This is a genomic window from Microbacterium paulum, assembly GCF_015707995.1.
Taxonomy (GTDB): domain Bacteria; phylum Actinomycetota; class Actinomycetes; order Actinomycetales; family Microbacteriaceae; genus Microbacterium; species Microbacterium paulum.
On the sequence record NZ_JAAGRY010000002.1, the window covers coordinates 50,398 to 68,138 of the forward strand.

Genomic DNA, 17,741 nt, shown 5'->3' on the forward strand with positions numbered 1-17,741 from the left:
AAGTGTCTGCAGAGCGCCGTGTGCTGTCCGATCGCTACGAGGTCGGCGAGCTGATCGGGCGCGGGGGCATGGCATCCGTCTACCGCGGCCGCGACCTGACGCTCGGGCGCGAGGTCGCGATCAAGATCCTCGAGAGCGACCTGGCCGCCGACGCGACGTTCCGCACCCGGTTCCGCCTCGAGGCGCAGGCCGCCTCGCGCATGTCGCACCCGACGATCGTGCGCGTGTACGATGCGGGCGAAGACACCGAGACCGACGCCGACGGCAACACGCGCGCCGTGCCGTACATCGTCATGGAGCTCGTCTCGGGCCAGACGCTGAAAGACATCATCGCGGCGGGCCCCGTGACGATCGACGACGCGATCCGCTACACCGATGGCATCCTCGAAGCCCTCGAATACTCGCACCGCGCGGGCGTCGTGCACCGCGACATCAAGCCCGGCAACGTCATGGTCACCTCGGCGGGGCAGGTGAAGGTGATGGATTTCGGCATCGCGCGCGCGGTGTCGGACTCGTCGTCGACGGTCGCCGAGACGACCGCGATCCTCGGCACCGCCGCCTACTTCTCGCCCGAGCAGGCGAAGGGCGAACCGGTCGACTCGCGCGCCGACGTCTACTCGGCCGGCGTCGTGCTGTACGAGCTGCTCACCGGGCGGCCGCCGTTCCGCGGTGAGTCGCCCGTCGCGGTCGCCTACCAGCACGTGAGCGAGACGCCGCTCGCGCCGTCGGAGCTCGTCGAGACCGTGCCGCGGTCATTGGATGCCGTGGCCCTGCGCGCTCTCGCCAAAGACCCGTTCCAGCGGTATCAAGACGCCGCGTCGTTCCGTGCCGCGCTCGATGCCACCCGCGACGGGCGCGACCCGTCCCGCAAGCAGGTCGGCGCCCTCACGAGCGAGCTGTACGGCGCCAACCCGCGCCAGGCCGCCGAGACGGCCCGGTCGCTGCGTCAGCTCTCGACCGACACGACGATGCGCCGCACCCAGGCCGGCCCACCCGCCGCGTGGATCTGGGCCGGCATCGCCGTGATCGCCGTCGTGCTCATCTCGGTGCTCTTCTGGGTGCTCACGAACCGGCCCGGCACCACGGTGCCCGACAACGCCCGTGTCGTGCCCGACGTCGTGACGATGACGTGGGACCGCGCGAACGAGCTGATGGCCGCTCAAGACCTCGAGACCAAGCGCTTCGACGAGAGCAACGATCAGATCGCCGAGGGCAACGTGATCCGCACCGAGCCGGCCGCGGGGACGACGGTCGCGCCCGGTCAACTGGTGAAGGTATACGTCTCGACAGGGCAGGAGATGAGCACCGTGCCCACGCTGACGGGCCTCGGGTTGGAGGCGGCTACGAACGCGCTGACGAGCGCCGGTCTTGCGCTCGGATCGGTCACGACGCGCAACGACCCCGATCTGAGCGCCGGAACGGTGATCTCGGCCGACCAGGCCGAGGGGTCGAAGGTGCCGGTCGGCACGGCTGTGAACCTCGTCGTCGCCAGCGGCAAGGTCACGCTCGTCGACGTGGTCGGCTACACCACCGAGGCTGCGGAGCGCGCCCTGTCGGCCGACACGCTGAAGCTCACCCCGACGATCGTCGAAGACCCCGGATGCCCCGCGAACCCGGGCGGTCCCACCGTCGCCGCCCAGTCACTCGCCCCGGGCGACGTGCCGATCCACTCGACCGTCGAGCTCAAGGTCTGCACCGGGCGCTGACCCTCCGGCGCGGTCAGCCGCGATGCGGTGAGAGCTCGGCGCCGCGCGCGGCGGCACCGCGGCATCCGACCTGCTCGAGCCAGTTGCCGAGCAGACGGTAGCCGCCCTCGGTGAGCACCGCTTCGGGGTGGAACTGCACGCCCGCGAGCGGCAGGCTGCGGTGCGCGAGCCCCATGACGACGCCCGACGCGGTCCACGCTGTGGCGACGAGGGGAGAGCCGGGCACGGCCTCGAGAGAGGCGGGCTCTACCGCGAGCGAGTGGTAGCGAGTCGCCGTGAACGGCGAGGGGAGACCCGCGAACAGCGGGTCGCCGGTGTGGTGCACCTCGCTCGTGAGCCCGTGCATCAGCTCAGGAGCCTGCGTCACCCGTGCGCCGAAGGCGGCGGCGAGGGCCTGGTGGCCGAGACACACACCCAGCAGAGGCGTCTGCGTGCGCGCGGCCGCGCGTACGACGTCGATCGACGCGCCCGCGTCTTCGGGGGTACCCGGGCCGGGCGAGACGAGCACGCCCGAGAAGCCGGCGATCGCGGCGGGGGCATCGTCGATGGCATCCGCTTCGATCATCGACGCCGTAGCGCCGAGCTCGTGCAGATACCCCACGAGGGTGTGCACGAAGCTGTCGTGGTTGTCGACGACGAGGATCCGGTCAGCCACCGACGGTGGACTGCTGCGGGTTGACGAACTGAGACACCCACGGGAAGACGTACCAGAACAGCCCGTAGAGGATCGCGGCGACGAGAGCGACGAGGATCAGCACGCGCAGCCACGCGGGGCCGGGCAGAACGCGCCAGAGAGCGGCGTACATCAGGAAGAGGCTCCTTGCGTGGGCGCCGCGAGCGAGGCGGGGGGTGCGGATGCCGCGGGCGTGAAACTCTCGAACACGGCATAGGCGATGATCCGCTCGAGCATGTTGAGCTTCGGCGCGCAGCTGGTGAGCGTCAGATAGCGCCCGTTCGCGGCGACCCCGACCTGCTGCGGCACCGGCAGCAGCACCTCGACCTGGGTGTCTTGCACGTATTCGAGCGTGCGGAACCGGTAGGTGTACCAGCCGTCCTGGGTCTGGATGACGATCGCGTCGCCGATGACGAGCTTGTCGATCGGGTCGAACGGCGCGCCCGACGTCCACCGGTGCGCGGCGTAGACCGTGTTGCCCACACCGCCCGGCATGGCCGTGTCGGTGTAGTGGCCGATCTCTCCCTGATCGAGGATGTCGGTGCGTGAGGTGCCCGACGCGATCGTGAACTGCCACTGCGGCCCGAAGCGCGGAACGAACATCACCCCGAACTGCGTGCCGTGGTCATGCTGATCCTGCACGGGCACGACGGCTTCGGCCGACGCGGTGGGCGTCGGCGACGGGGTGGCGTCGGGGGAGTCGGAGGCGCTGGGGGAGGGCGCGGGCGTCATCCAGCTCTGCGAGAGGGCGCTGGCCTCTTTGCGCTTCTCGGCCCCGATGATCCAGTCACCGATCCACATCTGCCACGCGACGTAAAGGAGCGCGACGACGCCGATGGTGATGAGGATCTCGCCGAACACGCCGACGATCGAGACGCGGCGGCGCGGCGCGGTCGCCTCGCTACCGCGGGCCTCGCGGTGCGCGCGTCGAGTGCTCGGCTCGCTGTCCCCCATAGTCGGATTCTCGCACAGCACGGCTGGGGCGCGGCTGGCAGGTAGAATCGCCGCATGGCACGTTCTGGCAACGACGACGAGCAGCTCACCGAGCGCAGCGAGGGCGATGCGACCCCCAACCCGGTGTGGTTCAAGCCCATCATGCTGGGCCTCATGGTTCTGGGGCTGGTCTGGGTCATCGTCTTCTACCTCAGCGGCCAGGCGCTGCCCATTCCGGGCATCGGCGGCTGGAACCTCGTGATCGGCTTCGGCATCGCGTTCGTCGGGTTCCTCATGACCACGCGCTGGCGCTGACGACTGTCCACAACCCCCTCCAGAGGGTGTGAATTACACCGGTGTGATTCATCCCCATCTGTGGATGGGCCTGTGGATAACTAGCGGTACAGGAACAGCGGCACCGCCAGCAGGCCGAAAAGCCCCACGGCCACGGCGATGAGCAACCACACCTGCGTGCGGCGCTGTCGCACGGCGCGGGTGCGGGCGAAGATGAACCCGATGAGCGCGCCGACGAGGCCGCCGCCGATGTGCGCCTGCCACGCGATGTTCGAGCCGGGCAGGAACGTGATCACGAGGTTCAGACCGAGGATCACCGCGATCGCGGTGACGTTCGCCCCCAGGTGCCGCCCGATCACGAACATCGCACCCAGCAGGCCCCACACCGCGCCCGATGCGCCGGCGACGACCGCCGTCGGCGCGATCAGTGCGGTGAGCACCGACCCGCCGAGCGCGCTGAGCAGATACAGCGAGAGGAAGCGCCACCGCCCGAGCAAGGGCTCGAGGCTGCGGCCGAGCGCCCACAGCGCCAGCATGTTCAGCGCGACATGCCAGATGCCCTGGTGCACGAGCGTCACCGTCACGAGCCGCCACGGCTGCGTGTAGGTCAGGGGCAGATAGAAGACCAACATGCTGCGCAGCATGTCGCCGAACCCCGGAATGAGGCCCAGCAGGTAGAAGAAGATCGTCACGCCCATGATCGAGTAGGTGACGACCGGCGTGCTGCTGCTGACCCGCGCCGCCGCGCCGCCGCGCGAGAACGCGTGGCGGCGAGGCATCCGCGTGACCGTCGCCTGCTGCTTCTGCTGCTCGGCGAGACACTCGGGGCAGATCACCCCGACCGGCATCTGCGTCTGGCACTCAGGGCAGATGGTGCGCAGGCACCGCTGGCAGAGCACGAAGCTCTGACGAGTCGGATGCCGGTAGCAGTAGTTGTCGGGGTTCGCCTGGAACGCGGTGTCGGTCACGGGGCGCGGTGGCGTGCGTCAGGCCTGCGCGATGTCGATCGAGCTGATGACGACGGGCTCGACGGGACGGTCGCCCGCGCCCGTGCGAACGGCGGCGATCTCGTCGACGACGGCCTTCGAGGCGTCGTCGGCGACGGCGCCGAAGATCGTGTGCTTGCCCTGCAGCCACGGGGTCGGGTCGGTCGTGATGAAGAACTGCGACCCGTTCGTACCCTCGGCCTTGCCGGTGATGGCGTTGCGGCGCAGACCCGCGTTGGCCATCGCGAGGATGTAGGGCTCGTTGAAGTTCAGCTCGGGGCTGATCTCGTCGTCGAAGTTGTAACCGGGGCCGCCGACGCCCTGACCGAGCGGGTCGCCGCCCTGGATCATGAAGTTCGGGATGATCCGGTGGAAGATGACGTCGGTGTAAAGGGGGCCCTCGCCGGGCTTTCCGGTGGCCGGGTCGGTCCACGCCTGCGAGCCGTCGGCGAGACCGGTGAAGTTCGCGACGGTGCGGGGGGCCTGGTCTCCGAAGAGGTTGACGACGATGTCGCCGTGGTTCGTGTGGATGGTCGCTACGGCGGTGTGGATCGTCATGCTGAACATTCTCCCACCTGTCAAGGCCTTTCGTGCCCTGCGTGGTCTGGCAAGATGGTGACAAACGACCCGGATCAGGGAGGGCCCCGTGAGCCTCAGCCGCAAGCGCAAGAAGGAACTCCGCAAGCTTCAGGACCAGGCGACCACGCTGTGGGAGTCTCAGCAGGTTCTGCTCGGTCAGGCGGGTAACGTCGCCCGCGAGGCCGGACGCCAGCTCGGCAACTACAACCGCGAGCAGGTCGTGCCGACCGTGCAGCACACGTATGAGAAGTACGCGGCGCCGTATGTCGACGAGGGGGTCAAGACCTCGAAGAAGGTCTACAACGACAAGATCGTCCCCGCCGCCGGCGCTGTCATCGGCTCCGCGCTCTCGGTGTGGGATGCCGCCAACGAGAAGCGCAAAGACCTCGCCGCAGGCCGCGGGTTCACCTCGCTCGACGTGGGCAAATACCAGAAGAAGGCCGAGAAGTACGGCAAGAAGGCGGCTCGCCAGCTGACCGTGAGCAACACGCCGAAGAAGAAGAGCATGGGCGCGGGTGGCGTGATCGCCATCCTCCTCGGTGTCGCCGCCGCGGCGGGCGTCCTCTATGCCGCCTGGCAGACCCTGCGTGCCGACGACGAGCTGTGGGTGGCCGACGACCCGCTGCGCGCGCCGGATGCCTGATCCGCTCGATCGCGTTCGCACCGCCGCGGCCGCCCGTGGGCTCGACATCGAGCTGCGCGAGCGGCCGCAGGCGTCGAACCTGGCGGAGGCCGCGGCGTTGCTCGGCCTGCAACCGGCCGATATCGTCAAGACGCTCGTGGTCAAACGCGCCGACGACTCCTACCTGTTCGCCCTGATCCCGGGCGATCTGGCCATCTCATGGCCGAAGCTGCGCGCCGTCGTCGGGGTGAACAAGCTGCGCCTGCCCGAGCCCGAACTGGCACTCGCCGCGACCGGCTACGAGCGCGGCACGATCACCGCCATCGGCAGTTCGACCGACTGGCCGGTCTATGCCGACGCGTCGATCACGGGTCGGCGCATCGCGATGGGCGCGGGCGCCCACGGGTACAGCTTGTTCGTCGACGCCGATGATCTCATCGCCGCGTACGGTGCAACGGTCGCCGACATCTCGCAGCCCGCCACACCCCGCTGACGCGTGCGCCTGGGGGCTCAGAGCCCCGCCATCTCGATCCCGACGTCGACGAGCTGGGTGTGCTGGACCGCCGGCAGCTCGCCGAGCGCGAACCAGTCCGCTTCGTCGGTCGATCCGCCGACCTCGTTGCGCAGTCGACCGCCCGTGATGTGCGCGCGGTACACGATGCGCAGGGTGTGCAGCGGGGCATCCGCACCGGGTGTGATGCGCTGACGAGCGGGGATCACGCGCGAATGGATGCCGAGGAGCTCGTCGATCTCGATGCGGAACCCGGTCTCTTCGCGCAGCTCTCGCCGCACCGCGTCGGCCGGGTCTTCACCGTCTTCGAGCCCACCACCGGGGAGGGTCCACGCCGCTCGACGGCCTTCGTGCCAGTGGGCGAGCAAAATACCCCGCTCCTCATCGAAGACGACGGCGTAGGCCGCGACACGCAGATCCATTTCCCGAGCCTACCGAACCGTGCCGACACGGCGACGTCTGCGCGTGTACCCCGAACTACATATAGGGAAACAAGAAGCCCGTCGATACGCTCGATCGGGTGGCAGATCTGCGCGTGGATGGGGACCATGGCTCGTGGCCGCAGGGATACGCCCTGGCGTCAGCGGTAATCGTCGGGCTCGCCGGGCACGCAAAGGGAGGTGCCAGAAACGTCGTACATCCCTGGGCCCGTGGAGAAGCTGATGCTCTGAATGGGGCCGCCGCTTCCGAAGACGACCGGGTCATTCTCGGAGTTGACCCGAGTTTCCATGCCGAGTGACCGCCAGTACTCCGCAACCTTCCGTGCCTCGGCGAGGCGGACGGAATCAGCGGGCGGGGCAGCGTAGGTATAGCCGAACTCCACACCGGCGCTGCAGCCCTGAGCCAACGAGACTTCGTCCTTCCACCCGTCGATATCGAGCAACGCGGCCGTGTCTTCGGCGATCTTGATCAGCGAGTCGCGTACTTGCTCCGGGGTCATCTGGCTCTCCCTTGCTCCACATCCCGTCAACGCAAGCGCGAAGGTCAGCAGGAAGACGGCAATCGCGCGAGACCGAGGGGTAGTTGACACCTGATGCTCCGATGATCGCTTGCTGGAACGGGGTGAACCCGGCAGCATGCAGGTCCCACGTCATAGGCGTCGAGGCGGCGCGAGCGTGCGAAGCAATGCCATCGAGCGCGCCGGCATCCACCACCACGTCAGCCACCCGATGAGCCTAGCCAGGCAGCGGCGCGTCGCGCGTCCACCAAACGCGGACATCGAGCACGACACGGGTCGGTCGGGATCGATCTCGACCCCCGATGACGTGACGTTGTAAGCCAGCCCGAACATGCTCGCGTGAATCCTGCTCGAACAGGCATCCATGGCACGGCAAGCTCCAACAAAAAAATCCCCGCCGAACGGGGATTTTTGTGGAGGTAGCGCGACAGTGCTCTAACCTTGCCCCGACCCTCCAGTTGGCGGTCACGTTGCATCGAGCGATCCGACGTCGCCGCAGGCCAACGGTGGGGCCGGCCTCCTCTCGGCCGCTGCCGCGTCCGGTTCCGCGGTTGACGGCGGCGATGCTGGATGAGGCGGAGCGCCGCTACAAGTGCGGCGAGATTCTGCGGGTGATCGCTGACGATCTGGGCGTGAGTCGGCAGCGCCTCGCTGACCGGTTGCGGGATCGAGGCGTGCGACTGCGCCGCGAGAAGCCATCATCGGGAGAGGTTCTCGAAATGTGCCGCCGTTACGAGCAGGGCGAGTCGCTGGCCAGGGTCGGCGAGCGGCTGGGTTTCAACGCGAGCACGGTCCGGACGAACCTGCTTCGTGCGGGTGTCTCGCTTCGTGATCCGCACGGGCGGGAACGGTAGGCGAACAAGCAGAAGGATCCGCTCTCTTCCAGTCGAGAGCGGATCCTTGGCGGTGGCGGTAACGGATCAGTCCGTGGGGTCGCTACCACCGGAGGGGAACGACCGCGGGGCCTCGGCATCGAGGTGTGCCTGCTTGACGGCGATCAGGTTTCTCCTCGACGGAGCTTGTCGTGCGGTCTTTGGTGACGTGGATGTCGACTCCAGCGTCGTGGAGCTGCTGGACGACGGCGACGTGATCGGCGTACTTAGAGCCGAGCCGTGCAAGGTCGGTGACGATGAGCCCGGTCACGTCCTGCCGCTCGACGGCATCGAGCATGTGACGCAGGCCGTGGCGACTGTGCCCGACGTCGGTGAAGACCTCGGTGACGGTCAGGCCGTGCTCGTCGGCGTAGCTGCGGCAGTCGGCTTCTTGCTGGTTCAGCCAGGCAGGGTTCTCCGCCGCGCTGTACCGGTAGGTGACTGCGTTCATGATGCACCGCCGACCATGACCGGAGCATCGTCCGGCGTGCCGCGCCCCTCGGCTTCACCGCGGACAGCGCGGCGTTGGGCGTGCTCGCGGTGCCGGGCACCGGCGAGGGCGATGAGGCTCATCGGGCCGAGCCAGAGCATCTTGAGCGCGTTCCACGCGCACAGCAGCACGACCAGGTGGAGCCAGCCGGGACTGCCCTGCTCGATGTGATCGCTCAGCAGCTTCACCGCTGCGATGTAGGGGGCGGCGAGCAGCATCGCCGGGACGCCCCATTTGAGTCCGCGGCGACTGTAGACGGCATCGCGGATGCGGTTCGTCGGGAAGAGCCGGCGGACCGGCTCCAGGTTCTGGGCGGTGTTCTCGCTCTGGCGCCAGCGGCGCCGCACGCGGTCGCTGAAGAACATCGGTGGGTCTCCATTCAACACGGTTCGAATGTTAGGAAGCGGCGTGTTGGTGGTGGCCCCGCGAAAGGGGTGGTCCCGGAGAACCCGACAGATTGGAAGCCTCCGCTTCGCCTTCCACTCTACGCCGGCGTGCGGACAAGAGGAACCCCCGACCCGGGAGGCCAGTCCGGTCCCATCGGCGCCAGGTGGCGTAGATTGACCGTCAGGAGCTCCTTGCTTCCCGTCAAGATGACCTTCACCCACGACTCGGCTCCCCGCAAGTTGACGGATTCTTGATAAGAACTGAAGTATCGTGCTACGCTTCCACTGACGATGGGAGACGACATGCGCGATGACGACCACCTTGACTGGCGTTCGGAGTTCACTCAGGAGGAGATCCAGACTCTGCGGTCTGCGATCCCGCAAGCCATTCATCTCAGCCAGCAACGTTCGGCCCGAGCGCACACCGAGTACCAGGACCCGGACGGAGACCAGGATGTTTACGGCGTCGGGATGGCTCGTGGGGCTCAGAAGGAACTTCAGGCGCTCATCAATGCCCTGCCCTCCTACCATGAACAACGGGTTCCCGGTACGCGTCGGACGCTGACGTATGTCGGCAACAGCCTCGTCTTCCTTCAGCGCGTGGGCAAGAAGATGCCGCGCAATCATCGTCGCTACCGTCCGAGCTATCTCCCCGAGAAGCGGCGAGAGATGTTCGCTGCGGCCAGCAACACGAAGTACACCGAGCCTGGCGGCCTGTTCGAACTCCCGCCCAGCCACATCAATGAGGAAGACGACGTGGCCCGCCTGTCCGATGCGCTCGACATCGTCTCAGATCCGAACGGCAAGGTGACGCTGTTCGTGCCGTATTACAGCAGCACGCCGTTCGGCGTCGGCACAATCTATTGGGCGCCAGCACGGCTCAACGGTCGACACCTCGAATTCACCGATCCTGAGCGTCTGACCTACACGAAGGAACCGGCAGAAGCTCCGTCGGTACAGCAGAAGCCTCGTCTGGTCGGCGGCTTCGCCGAGGGAGATCGGCCTCGTACTCGGGCCAAGCTGCGCTCGCGTTCCGAGGAGAAGGAGGGTAGCTGATGCCAGAGCAAAGCCTGACCGATATTGCGCGCCTTTTTGATCCTGCCCGCCTGACTCAGGCGCGACGCATCTGCAAGATGAGTAAGACCGAACTCCATCGAGCGGTTGGAGTCTCTGCCGCCGCGATTGGTCAGTACGAGCGTGGCGAAGTCAGACCGCGTGCAGAGACAATCGCAGCGCTGGCCGACGCCCTCAAAGTTCCAGCAGGTTTTTTCGCACATGGCCGTCCTCGCGCACAAGTCGAGATCGCAGAAGCTTCATTCCGAAGGCTCCGATCGACCACTGTCAGTCAGCAGCAACAGGCCACTGCCTATGTCGAACAGGCGTGGGAGCTTAGCTGCTATCTCGAAGAGAGTGTCGAGTTCCCTGATATCGATCTGCCGGGCTGGGCGCAACCCGACTCGTTCGACGTGCCCGACCCGGTCACCGCGGCACGCGCTATGCGCGAGCATTGGCGGCTCGGTTTCGGCCCGATCCCTCATCTCGTTTATCAGCTAGAGCAGCACGGCATTCTCACGGTGTTCTTCTCAATGAAAGAAGAGGAGCTGGACGACAAGAGCCGTATCGATGCGTTCTCAACGATCGCCCTGCCGCGTCCTATGATCGTGCTCACACCGGATAAGGCCAATGATGTTATGCGCCACCGATTCTCCGCGGCTCACGAACTGGGACACATCGTGCTGCATCACGGGCGTCAAGGAACTGACACCCAAATGGAGCGTCAAGCCGACGAGTTCGCGGCCGAGTTCCTCACGCCCCGTGATGTCATCTGCAACGAGCTTCCGAAGCGGGTTAACTTCAACCGGATCGAGGAGATCAGCGAATGGTGGGGCGTCTCGGTTCACTCATTGCTGTATCGCATGCGCGAGCTCGAAATCATTTCCGAGTCAACCACCAGGCGAGCCTACATAACGCTCAATAGCTTGCCGCGACGCTCACGACCAATCCGAGACTTCCCTGGGGAGCAACCAGAGCTCCTCAAGAACGCCATCGAGCTTCTCGAAACTGTCGACGTGACCGTTGTCGATATCGCGCGCGACCTACAGTTCACCCCCAGACGTGTTCGGCAACTCGCGGGCATCGAGGATCCTCGGCCGAAGCTCTCGCTGGTGCCAACCCCAGACGACCGTCGAACCACGACGGCGCCCCCCGACGACATAGGGGGGAACTCCGAGGAGGAAGGAGCCGACATGGCTCATCGCTCTGCAATCACAGGCCGCTACATCTCGAATGCCGCGGCCGCTCGTCATCCGAAGACGAGCGTTACCGAAACCGGAGGGAACAAGTCGAGCGGCACGCACAACCGCTCGGCGATCTCCGGCCGGTACATCTCGGGCGCTGCCGCTGCCCGTCACCCCAACACGAGCGTGACGGAGAAGGGAAAGTAGGGCCGAACGAGAGAGGGCGGTCGATCTCCCTGGGACTGAGATCGACCGCCCTCTTCTCGTGCCACCCTAGCGTCAACTTCTTCGGCAACGACACAAGAACTCCAGAGACCTGCACCCCTCCTTCTCGCTTTCAACACCCCTCCTTCTCGCTTTCAAAGAGTGCGGCCCTGCCGGGCCTCCACCGTGAGGTCCGGCTGTTCGGAGTCCCGGGTCTGACGGCTGAGCTGCTGCGCCCGCGTGAGCGCGGCAGTCGCGCGGGCGGCGTCGAGCTTCTGCGCATCCGATCCCGCATCGCGGCCAAGCGGGGTGTCATCGGTGATCTGGTACCGGTCGCGGTACGCGGCGACAACCCGGCCGGCCTGCCGCCACCGCTGCGCCGTCCGTGCGTCCGCGGGCGGCTTGCCCAGCGCGGCCGTCCACGGCTTCCCCTGATCCCGGTCGCGGCCGAGGACCGCCGCTGCGCGGTGTTCGATCAGCTCTTCGCGTTCAGCGAGGGCGTGGTGCATCTCAGGGTCGGTCACGCCCGAGGCATACGGGATGAGCCCTGCGATCAGCCGCGGCGACCGGCGGGCGCGCCCGGACCCGGCGGGGCGGGCGGTGGCGCGGGCGAGGCGGTGATGCAGGACCGAGGCGAGGTCGTCGGCATCGGTAAAGCCGCGCGCCGCCACCAGCCGCGGAAACAGGGCGTCGAGGTCGTGATGATTCGCCTCGGCGCGGCGCAACTCCGCGGACAGGGCACCGTAGGCGTCCGAGCCGAGCACCACATCGACCTGCCCCTCGGTCAGACCGGAGGTTTCCAGGAGGGTGGCCCAGCGGTCGTGCTGGGCGGCTTGGGCGATGGTCTCGTACTCCGCCGCCAACTGGGCGATGGACCCCCAGCGTTCGTGTTCGGCGGTGATGGTCTCGTGTGCGGACAGCTCGGCGCCGACGTGCTGGAGCACCCCGTACAGGACGGATCGGGCGGTGGCGTCGGGGTTGTCGGAGGGGTGCGGGGCGACATGCGCGTCGTCTGTGGTGTCGGTGGCGACGTAGGCGTAGTTCCCGTGCCGGCCGCGGGTCATCGCGACGTAGAAGTTCTCCCGCGTGGTCGTGGCCGTCACGACCGCGTGCGCGGTATCGACAGTGATCCCTTGGGCGCGGTGCCCGGTGATCGCATACCCGAGTTCGACCTGTTCGGCGACATAGGCGGCGGGGAGCACGAGCGATCCGCCGAAGCGTCGCCCGGCGGGGCGGACGGTGATCGACCCGTCGCTGGAGATGTCGGTGATGGTCCAGCGGTCGCCGTTGCGCACCCAGTTCTTGCCGTTCTTCGACCGCAGGCGCCGGTCGTTCTCCCTTGTGATGACCCGGTCACCCTTGGATGCCTGGGTGCCGTCGTGCAAGGTGACTTCTCGGCTGGGGGTGATGGTGCCGTCGAGGATGAGGTCGGCGCGGGCACGCTCGTTGAGCTGGGTGACGCTCTCGCGGGTTTCGGCGACGAGGATCGACGCCCGCCCCGCCTGGACGTCGTGTCGCCAGGCGGTGTAGGCGGCATCGATCATCGCCTCCTGGTCACCGCCGCGCACCCGGTCGTGCTTGATGAGCGTGTCGATCGCCGGGGTACGGCCGTGCCGCAGGGCCAGCGAGTTGGCCTTCTCCCATTGATGGGTGAACCGGTGTACGTCGACCAGTTCGGGGGCGTCGTCGCGGTCGTGGACGAGCATCCCGAACGCCCCGCCCGCATCCACGGCCTGGAGCTGCGACCAGTCACCCACGAGCAGGACTTTCGCGCCAGCTTGTTCGGCGAGGCCGGTGATGCGATCGAGGGAGCCGGTGCCGGCCAGGGATGCCTCGTCGAGGATCACGAGCTGGTCCTTGTCGAACGTGGTCCCGTGGAGGAGGTGCATCTGCCACCAGCGGGCCGTGTTCTCCGTCTCGATGCCCAGTTCCTCGCCGAGCACCTGCGCCGCGTTCTCCGACGGCGCCAAACCGACCACGCTGCCGGCGCCGTGTTGCTTCTCCCACGCCCGTTTCAACGCGCTCATCGCCGTCGTCTTCCCCGCACCTGCGGGCCCGACGAGCACGTCCACGACCCGGCCCGACACCGCGATCCGCTGCAGGGCATCGGCCTGATCGGGGCCGAGCCGGCGCCCTTCCGAGTCGGGCCTGCTGGTGATCTTCTCGACGGTGGCCAGTTCCACGGTCGGCCCGGTCGTCGCGTGCGAGCGGTCGAGGAGCCGGTCTTCCGCGGCCAGCAGTTCCTCGGTGGAGTACAGGACGGCGCTGGGGTGGCGGAAGCGGCTTGATCCGTCGGGGCGGCGGAACACGATCGGGCTCGATGCCAGCTCCGGCGGCGTCAACCGCAGCGACGCCTGTTCGGCGGCGTCGGTCACCATCCCGGTAATCGCCTCCCTGTCGGCAGCGGTCGCGAACCGCACCCCCATGAGCTGCCGGCTCGCTTCGGAGCGGAGGTTCCAGCGCCGCCACGTCGACCGCTTCTCACCCACCGCCGCGACGACGGACTGGCCGAGGTCGGTGATGGTGTCCACGGGCACGTCGTCGGCCCGCAACAGCGCTGCCTGTTCCCCGCCGGTGAGGGTGCGCGCCCAGGCGGTCGCGTCCTCGCCGAGGACCTCGCCTGCGCGGTGGCGCCAGTTGGCGGTGAGGGTAGCGAGCGACTGGACCTGCTTCTCGGGTCGGGTCGCGAGGGTCGCTTGGGCGCGGAGCTTCAGGATCGTCTTCGTCGACGGTTCACGGCCGTGGTTGGCCCGGTAGGCGTCGATCAGGCGGGTCTTCTCCTCCTCGATCTGCCGAGACCGGGAGGAGAACTCCGAGATCAGCTCGTCCGGTACCGGGGCGAGCTCCCATGCCGGGTTGCGATCCCGGCCCCGTTCCCTGGCCTCCCACTCGATCCCGAACATGCCCGTGATCCGGTCGGCGAGGGTGGCGTTGTACAGCTCGGACAGGGCGACGACCGAGGCGTGCACCGGGCGACCGGCGAGGGTCCGCCACTTCTGGTCCTGCACGGTGAGCACTTTGTTGCTGACCACGACGTGGGTGTGCAGCTGCGGATCGCCACGGCGTGAGTCGTAGTGGTCGAACGCGGTGGCGAGGACGCCGGCGACATCGACATGCGCGACCGCGCCCTCCGGTCCGGCGGCACCGACGCGCGTGGTCGCGACCTCGCGTTCGAGGAACGCGATCACCTCCGCGACCGCCTGATGGTGCGCGTCCGCAATCAGCGATTGCGTGCCCGCATCCGCAACGCCCCACCAGGCCGACAGCGACTTCGGCACCGAGAACGTCAGGTCATACCCCGCGACCGCGCGGCGGGTGCCGCGCTCGGCTTCCTCCGCCTCGATGGCCGCGACCTGCTCCGCACGAGACACCGGCCCCAGCTCCGGGTCGAGGTCGGCGACCCGACGATCGACGCGGTCCTGCACGCTCGCGTACTGCCGATACGCTTCACCCAATGGCTCGCCTGTGATGGGGTCGCGGCCCATCCCGACCAGGAGCTGGAGCTGCGCCTCGGTGACTCGGCCGCCCTCGGCCAGCTCACCGCTGCCGAGGGACGGCAGGCCCGTCCCCATCCAAAACCCGGGGGGCGTTCCCGCCTCGGCGTAGTAGCGCGTCAGAGGCGTGGACAGCGAGCGGTCACCATCGGCCGCGGCGACTGAGCGCAGGAGGTACTTGTAGCCGTCCCCGGCGCTCATCACCCGCATCGAAACTGTCATACGAGCCAGGTGCGCGTCATGCGGGCAGCCCATTCCAACGGCTGCACCAGTCGATGCTGCGTCGGTCGCGGCCTGTGTTTGTTTTGTACTCTATAGTCCATCAACTGCTAGCATCGCGGACATGGGTAGACCACGAACGTTTGACGAGGCGACAGTGCTGGATGCCGCGGCCGCGCAGTTCAGGGTGCGTGGATTCGCGGACACGTCGACTGAGCAGTTGTGCGCGGCGGCCGGGGTGCGGCGGAGCAGCCTGTACAACGCCTTCGACTCCAAGGATGAGCTGTTCGTTCGAGCGCTGGAGCGCTATGTCGAGGTCACTGGTGAGAGCCAGGAGGCGGTGCTCGCCGATGCCGAACTGGATGGCTTCGCACGCGTGAGCGGCGTTCTGAATCTCATGATCGCCGAGGAGCACGAGGCGTCCACTGAGGGGCACGCGGCCGGGTGCATGGTCGTGACGACACGCATGACGCCGGACCGCGGCAGTCAGGACCCGCGCGTCGCCCGCATCCTCGACCGTGCACTGGGACGCCAGCTCGCGATGCTGGAGCACGCCGTCAGGGCCGGCAAGCTCGACGGCAGCCTCCGGCCGGACCTGGACCCTCGGGACACCGCACTGCTGGTCGTCACCCTGATCTCAGGGATTCGCGTCATGGCACAGGCCGGCTCCGCACCCGAGGAACTGCGGCGGATCGTCGCACTCGGCCTCAGTGCCCTGACACCTTGATACGCCACTACTGAGAACTCCGTGAGCTGTCGGGCTCACCTGCACCCTTATTTTGTACTAGAGAATCCAGATTGGAGACCGGTCAGTGAAGAAATACCTGTACGTACTGATGCTCACGATCATGGTGGTGATCATGAGCGAGTTCCAAACCGCGGGGATGATGCCGCAGATCGCCGCAGACCTGGGCGTCTCGACCGGCCAGGTCGGGACGGTGGTCACTTTATACGCGCTCGGCATGGCGCTCGGAGGCCCGCTGCTGGTCTACCTCCTGCGGCATCGCCCACCCAAAGGCTCACTGTTGATCGTCATCGGAACCTATGCCGCGCTGGAGGTCCTGGTCCCGCTGATCCACGAGTTCTGGTGGCTGGCACTGCTTCGCGTCCTGACCGGATGCCTCTCCGGCGCCGCCTATGGCATCGCCGTGTCCTATAGCGCCCGACTGGCCCCAAGTCCGGAGAAGATCGGCGAAGCAGTGTCCATCGTGCTCGGCGGCATCATGGTCGGAACCGTCATCGGCCTGCCGCTGTCGCACTTCCTCGCGGCCCGCTGGGGCTGGCAGTCCAGCTTCTACATCCTAGGCATCGCGGCCTTCGCCGTGTTCCTCATCAGCCTGCTCACCCTGCCCGCCCGCGAAGCCGCCACCCAGGAAGCCGCCGCACAGGACCTGCGCAAGCTGCGCTCACCGAAACTCTGGTCCAGATACCTGGTCAGCCTGCTGACCATCGGCGCAGCCTTTGCCGGCTTCTCCTACTTCACCCCGCTGCTGGAACAGAACGCCGGCTTCGCGACGAACACGACGACCCTGATCCTGCTCGCCTACGGAATCGTGTCCTTCATCGGCAACCTCATCGTCGGCAAATTCGCCGACCAGCACGCCATCGGCATCCTGCGCATCGGACACACACTGCTATTCGTCTCACTCTCGCTCCTCGGAGCCTTCAGCAACGCACAGCCGCTCGTGCTGGCCATGGTGCTCATCGTGGGCGTCGCCGGAGTGCCGATGAACCCCGCGATGGTCGCCCGCGTCGCCGAAATCGGAGGAACCGGGAACATGGTCAGCACGGTGCACACCTCCCTCATCACCATGGGCGTCGCCCTGGGATCAGCGATCGGCGCGATCGCCATCGGCCGAGCCGGTGACGATCCCTCCGCAGCCATGTGGATCGGAGCAGCCTTCGCCATCCTCGCCACACTCACCCTGGCAACACAAGCACGAGGCAGAAGACAACCTCTTCGACCACCCCACGCAACTGAAACAGTAGATTGTGTCTGATCTGCTGATCTGCTCGAATCACATCTCCAATCGGCAGACCCGTCGATCCCCTGGACCATCAAACAGACGTAGCTACTTTCGCATACCAACGGCGTCCTGATCAGAAGGTAGCGACCGGAGAACGCGACATCACGCTCTCACCGACTACGGTGCTTGCGTCGCCGTCCCGAAGGGATTGTCGATGATGTAGCGCCAGGTGCCGTCATCGCCGCGTCGCGCCACGTCAGTAGCGGTGCCTTGGATGTTGACTTCTTCACCGTCCGGAGTGGTGCCGGCGATCGTCCAATCCACGATCAGCAGGGCGATGTCGTCGGCGACGTAGACGTGACGGGGCTTGACCTCGATCGGAACCCCGAGAGAGGCCATGCGGGCGTTGGCCTCGCGGCGGTCGGCTCCGGTGGAGGGGTTACCGGGGATGCTGATGAAAACGCCGGCCTGTTCGTAGACGCGCTCAATCGCGTCAGGGTCACCGGTGTTGAATGCGGTCGCGAACACATGCGGCTGCTGCTCCGGGCTGGTGGCCAGAGGAACGTCACTACCGGATGGGAGAATATTGTCGGTCATAGTTCCAGCGAAG

20 protein-coding genes are annotated in these 17,741 nt (G+C 67.1%); 9 read left to right on the forward strand and 11 right to left on the reverse strand.

Features of this window, described 5'->3' with window-relative positions:
* Window positions 1–2: 2 nt before the first annotated feature.
* Complete coding sequence (pknB, locus tag G3N18_RS00845; protein WP_196382435.1) at window positions 3–1,706, forward strand: Stk1 family PASTA domain-containing Ser/Thr kinase; 1,704 nt, start codon at window positions 3–5, stop codon at window positions 1,704–1,706.
* Window positions 1,707–1,719: 13 nt separating this feature from the next.
* Here pknB and G3N18_RS00850 read toward each other — a convergent pair whose 3' ends face one another.
* Genes G3N18_RS00850 through G3N18_RS00860 form a run of 3 tightly spaced genes read right to left on the reverse strand, consistent with a single transcriptional unit; the run spans window position 1,720 to window position 3,333 of the window.
* Entirely contained in the window at window positions 1,720–2,361 is a 642-nt protein-coding gene (locus G3N18_RS00850) for a glutamine amidotransferase-related protein (RefSeq protein WP_196382436.1), read from the reverse strand.
* Window positions 2,354–2,512, reverse strand: a complete 159-nt coding sequence (locus G3N18_RS00855; protein WP_196382437.1) for a hypothetical protein — start codon at window positions 2,510–2,512, stop codon at window positions 2,354–2,356. Before G3N18_RS00855 ends, G3N18_RS00850 begins: the two co-directional genes overlap by 8 nt.
* Window positions 2,512–3,333, reverse strand: a complete 822-nt coding sequence (locus G3N18_RS00860) for a class E sortase (RefSeq protein WP_196382438.1) — start codon at window positions 3,331–3,333, stop codon at window positions 2,512–2,514. The genes G3N18_RS00855 and G3N18_RS00860 overlap by 1 nt, the downstream gene beginning before the upstream one ends.
* Before the next feature lie 54 nt (window positions 3,334–3,387).
* On the opposite strand from G3N18_RS00860, the gene G3N18_RS00865 reads away from it, so the two are divergent.
* Complete coding sequence (locus G3N18_RS00865; protein ID WP_196382439.1) at window positions 3,388–3,627, forward strand: cell division protein CrgA; 240 nt, start codon at window positions 3,388–3,390, stop codon at window positions 3,625–3,627.
* 80 nt (window positions 3,628–3,707) lie between these two features.
* On the opposite strand, the gene G3N18_RS16410 is transcribed toward G3N18_RS00865, so the two are convergent.
* A complete protein-coding gene (locus tag G3N18_RS16410) occupies window positions 3,708–4,574 on the reverse strand; it encodes a rhomboid family intramembrane serine protease (RefSeq protein WP_196382440.1) in 867 nt (288 codons plus the stop codon).
* 18 nt (window positions 4,575–4,592) lie between these two features.
* On the reverse strand, window positions 4,593–5,150 hold the full coding sequence (locus tag G3N18_RS00875) for a peptidylprolyl isomerase (protein ID WP_196382441.1): 558 nt from the start codon (window positions 5,148–5,150) through the stop codon (window positions 4,593–4,595).
* 88 nt (window positions 5,151–5,238) lie between these two features.
* On the opposite strand from G3N18_RS00875, the gene G3N18_RS00880 reads away from it, so the two are divergent.
* Window positions 5,239–5,814, forward strand: coding sequence for a DNA helicase (locus tag G3N18_RS00880; protein WP_196382442.1), 576 nt, complete (start codon window positions 5,239–5,241; stop codon window positions 5,812–5,814).
* A complete protein-coding gene (locus G3N18_RS00885; RefSeq protein ID WP_196382443.1) occupies window positions 5,807–6,286 on the forward strand; it encodes an aminoacyl-tRNA deacylase in 480 nt (159 codons plus the stop codon). Before G3N18_RS00880 ends, G3N18_RS00885 begins: the two co-directional genes overlap by 8 nt.
* 17 nt (window positions 6,287–6,303) lie before the next feature.
* Here G3N18_RS00885 and G3N18_RS00890 read toward each other — a convergent pair whose 3' ends face one another.
* On the reverse strand, window positions 6,304–6,726 hold the full coding sequence (locus G3N18_RS00890) for an NUDIX hydrolase (protein WP_196382444.1): 423 nt from the start codon (window positions 6,724–6,726) through the stop codon (window positions 6,304–6,306).
* Window positions 6,727–6,884: 158 nt separating this feature from the next.
* Complete coding sequence (locus G3N18_RS00895) at window positions 6,885–7,244, reverse strand: hypothetical protein (RefSeq protein ID WP_196382445.1); 360 nt, start codon at window positions 7,242–7,244, stop codon at window positions 6,885–6,887.
* Window positions 7,245–7,825: 581 nt separating this feature from the next.
* Here G3N18_RS00895 and G3N18_RS00900 point away from each other — a divergent pair.
* Window positions 7,826–8,116: a hypothetical protein gene (locus G3N18_RS00900; protein ID WP_108871773.1), complete on the forward strand. Its 291-nt coding sequence runs from the start codon at window positions 7,826–7,828 to the stop codon at window positions 8,114–8,116.
* 82 nt (window positions 8,117–8,198) lie between these two features.
* On the opposite strand, the gene G3N18_RS00905 is transcribed toward G3N18_RS00900, so the two are convergent.
* Both G3N18_RS00905 and G3N18_RS00910 read right to left on the reverse strand, forming a co-directional pair.
* Window positions 8,199–8,585 (reverse strand): recombinase family protein, encoded by a 387-nt coding sequence (locus G3N18_RS00905; RefSeq protein WP_230403683.1) that lies wholly within the window; start codon window positions 8,583–8,585, stop codon window positions 8,199–8,201.
* Window positions 8,582–8,989 (reverse strand): hypothetical protein, encoded by a 408-nt coding sequence (locus G3N18_RS00910; RefSeq protein ID WP_196382498.1) that lies wholly within the window; start codon window positions 8,987–8,989, stop codon window positions 8,582–8,584. The genes G3N18_RS00905 and G3N18_RS00910 overlap by 4 nt, the downstream gene beginning before the upstream one ends.
* A gap of 324 nt (window positions 8,990–9,313) precedes the next feature.
* Here G3N18_RS00910 and G3N18_RS00915 point away from each other — a divergent pair, with 324 nt between their 5' ends.
* Together G3N18_RS00915 and G3N18_RS00920 are read left to right on the forward strand one after the other, a co-directional pair.
* Window positions 9,314–10,066 (forward strand): hypothetical protein, encoded by a 753-nt coding sequence (locus tag G3N18_RS00915; protein WP_108871775.1) that lies wholly within the window; start codon window positions 9,314–9,316, stop codon window positions 10,064–10,066.
* On the forward strand, window positions 10,066–11,454 hold the full coding sequence (locus tag G3N18_RS00920; RefSeq protein WP_206692834.1) for a helix-turn-helix domain-containing protein: 1,389 nt from the start codon (window positions 10,066–10,068) through the stop codon (window positions 11,452–11,454). The genes G3N18_RS00915 and G3N18_RS00920 overlap by 1 nt, the downstream gene beginning before the upstream one ends.
* Window positions 11,455–11,606: 152 nt before the next feature.
* On the opposite strand, the gene mobF is transcribed toward G3N18_RS00920, so the two are convergent.
* Entirely contained in the window at window positions 11,607–15,167 is a 3,561-nt protein-coding gene (mobF, locus tag G3N18_RS00925; protein ID WP_196382446.1) for a MobF family relaxase, read from the reverse strand.
* A 154-nt stretch (window positions 15,168–15,321) separates the two neighbouring features.
* Here mobF and G3N18_RS00930 point away from each other — a divergent pair, with 154 nt between their 5' ends.
* A complete protein-coding gene (locus G3N18_RS00930; protein ID WP_338038102.1) occupies window positions 15,322–15,891 on the forward strand; it encodes a TetR/AcrR family transcriptional regulator in 570 nt (189 codons plus the stop codon).
* Window positions 15,892–15,976: 85 nt separating this feature from the next.
* Window positions 15,977–17,164, forward strand: coding sequence for an MFS transporter (locus tag G3N18_RS00935; RefSeq protein WP_196382448.1), 1,188 nt, complete (start codon window positions 15,977–15,979; stop codon window positions 17,162–17,164).
* A 144-nt stretch (window positions 17,165–17,308) separates the two neighbouring features.
* On the opposite strand, the gene G3N18_RS00940 is transcribed toward G3N18_RS00935, so the two are convergent.
* Window positions 17,309–17,728 (reverse strand): YybH family protein, encoded by a 420-nt coding sequence (locus G3N18_RS00940; RefSeq protein ID WP_196382449.1) that lies wholly within the window; start codon window positions 17,726–17,728, stop codon window positions 17,309–17,311.
* Window positions 17,729–17,741: the final 13 nt, after the last annotated feature.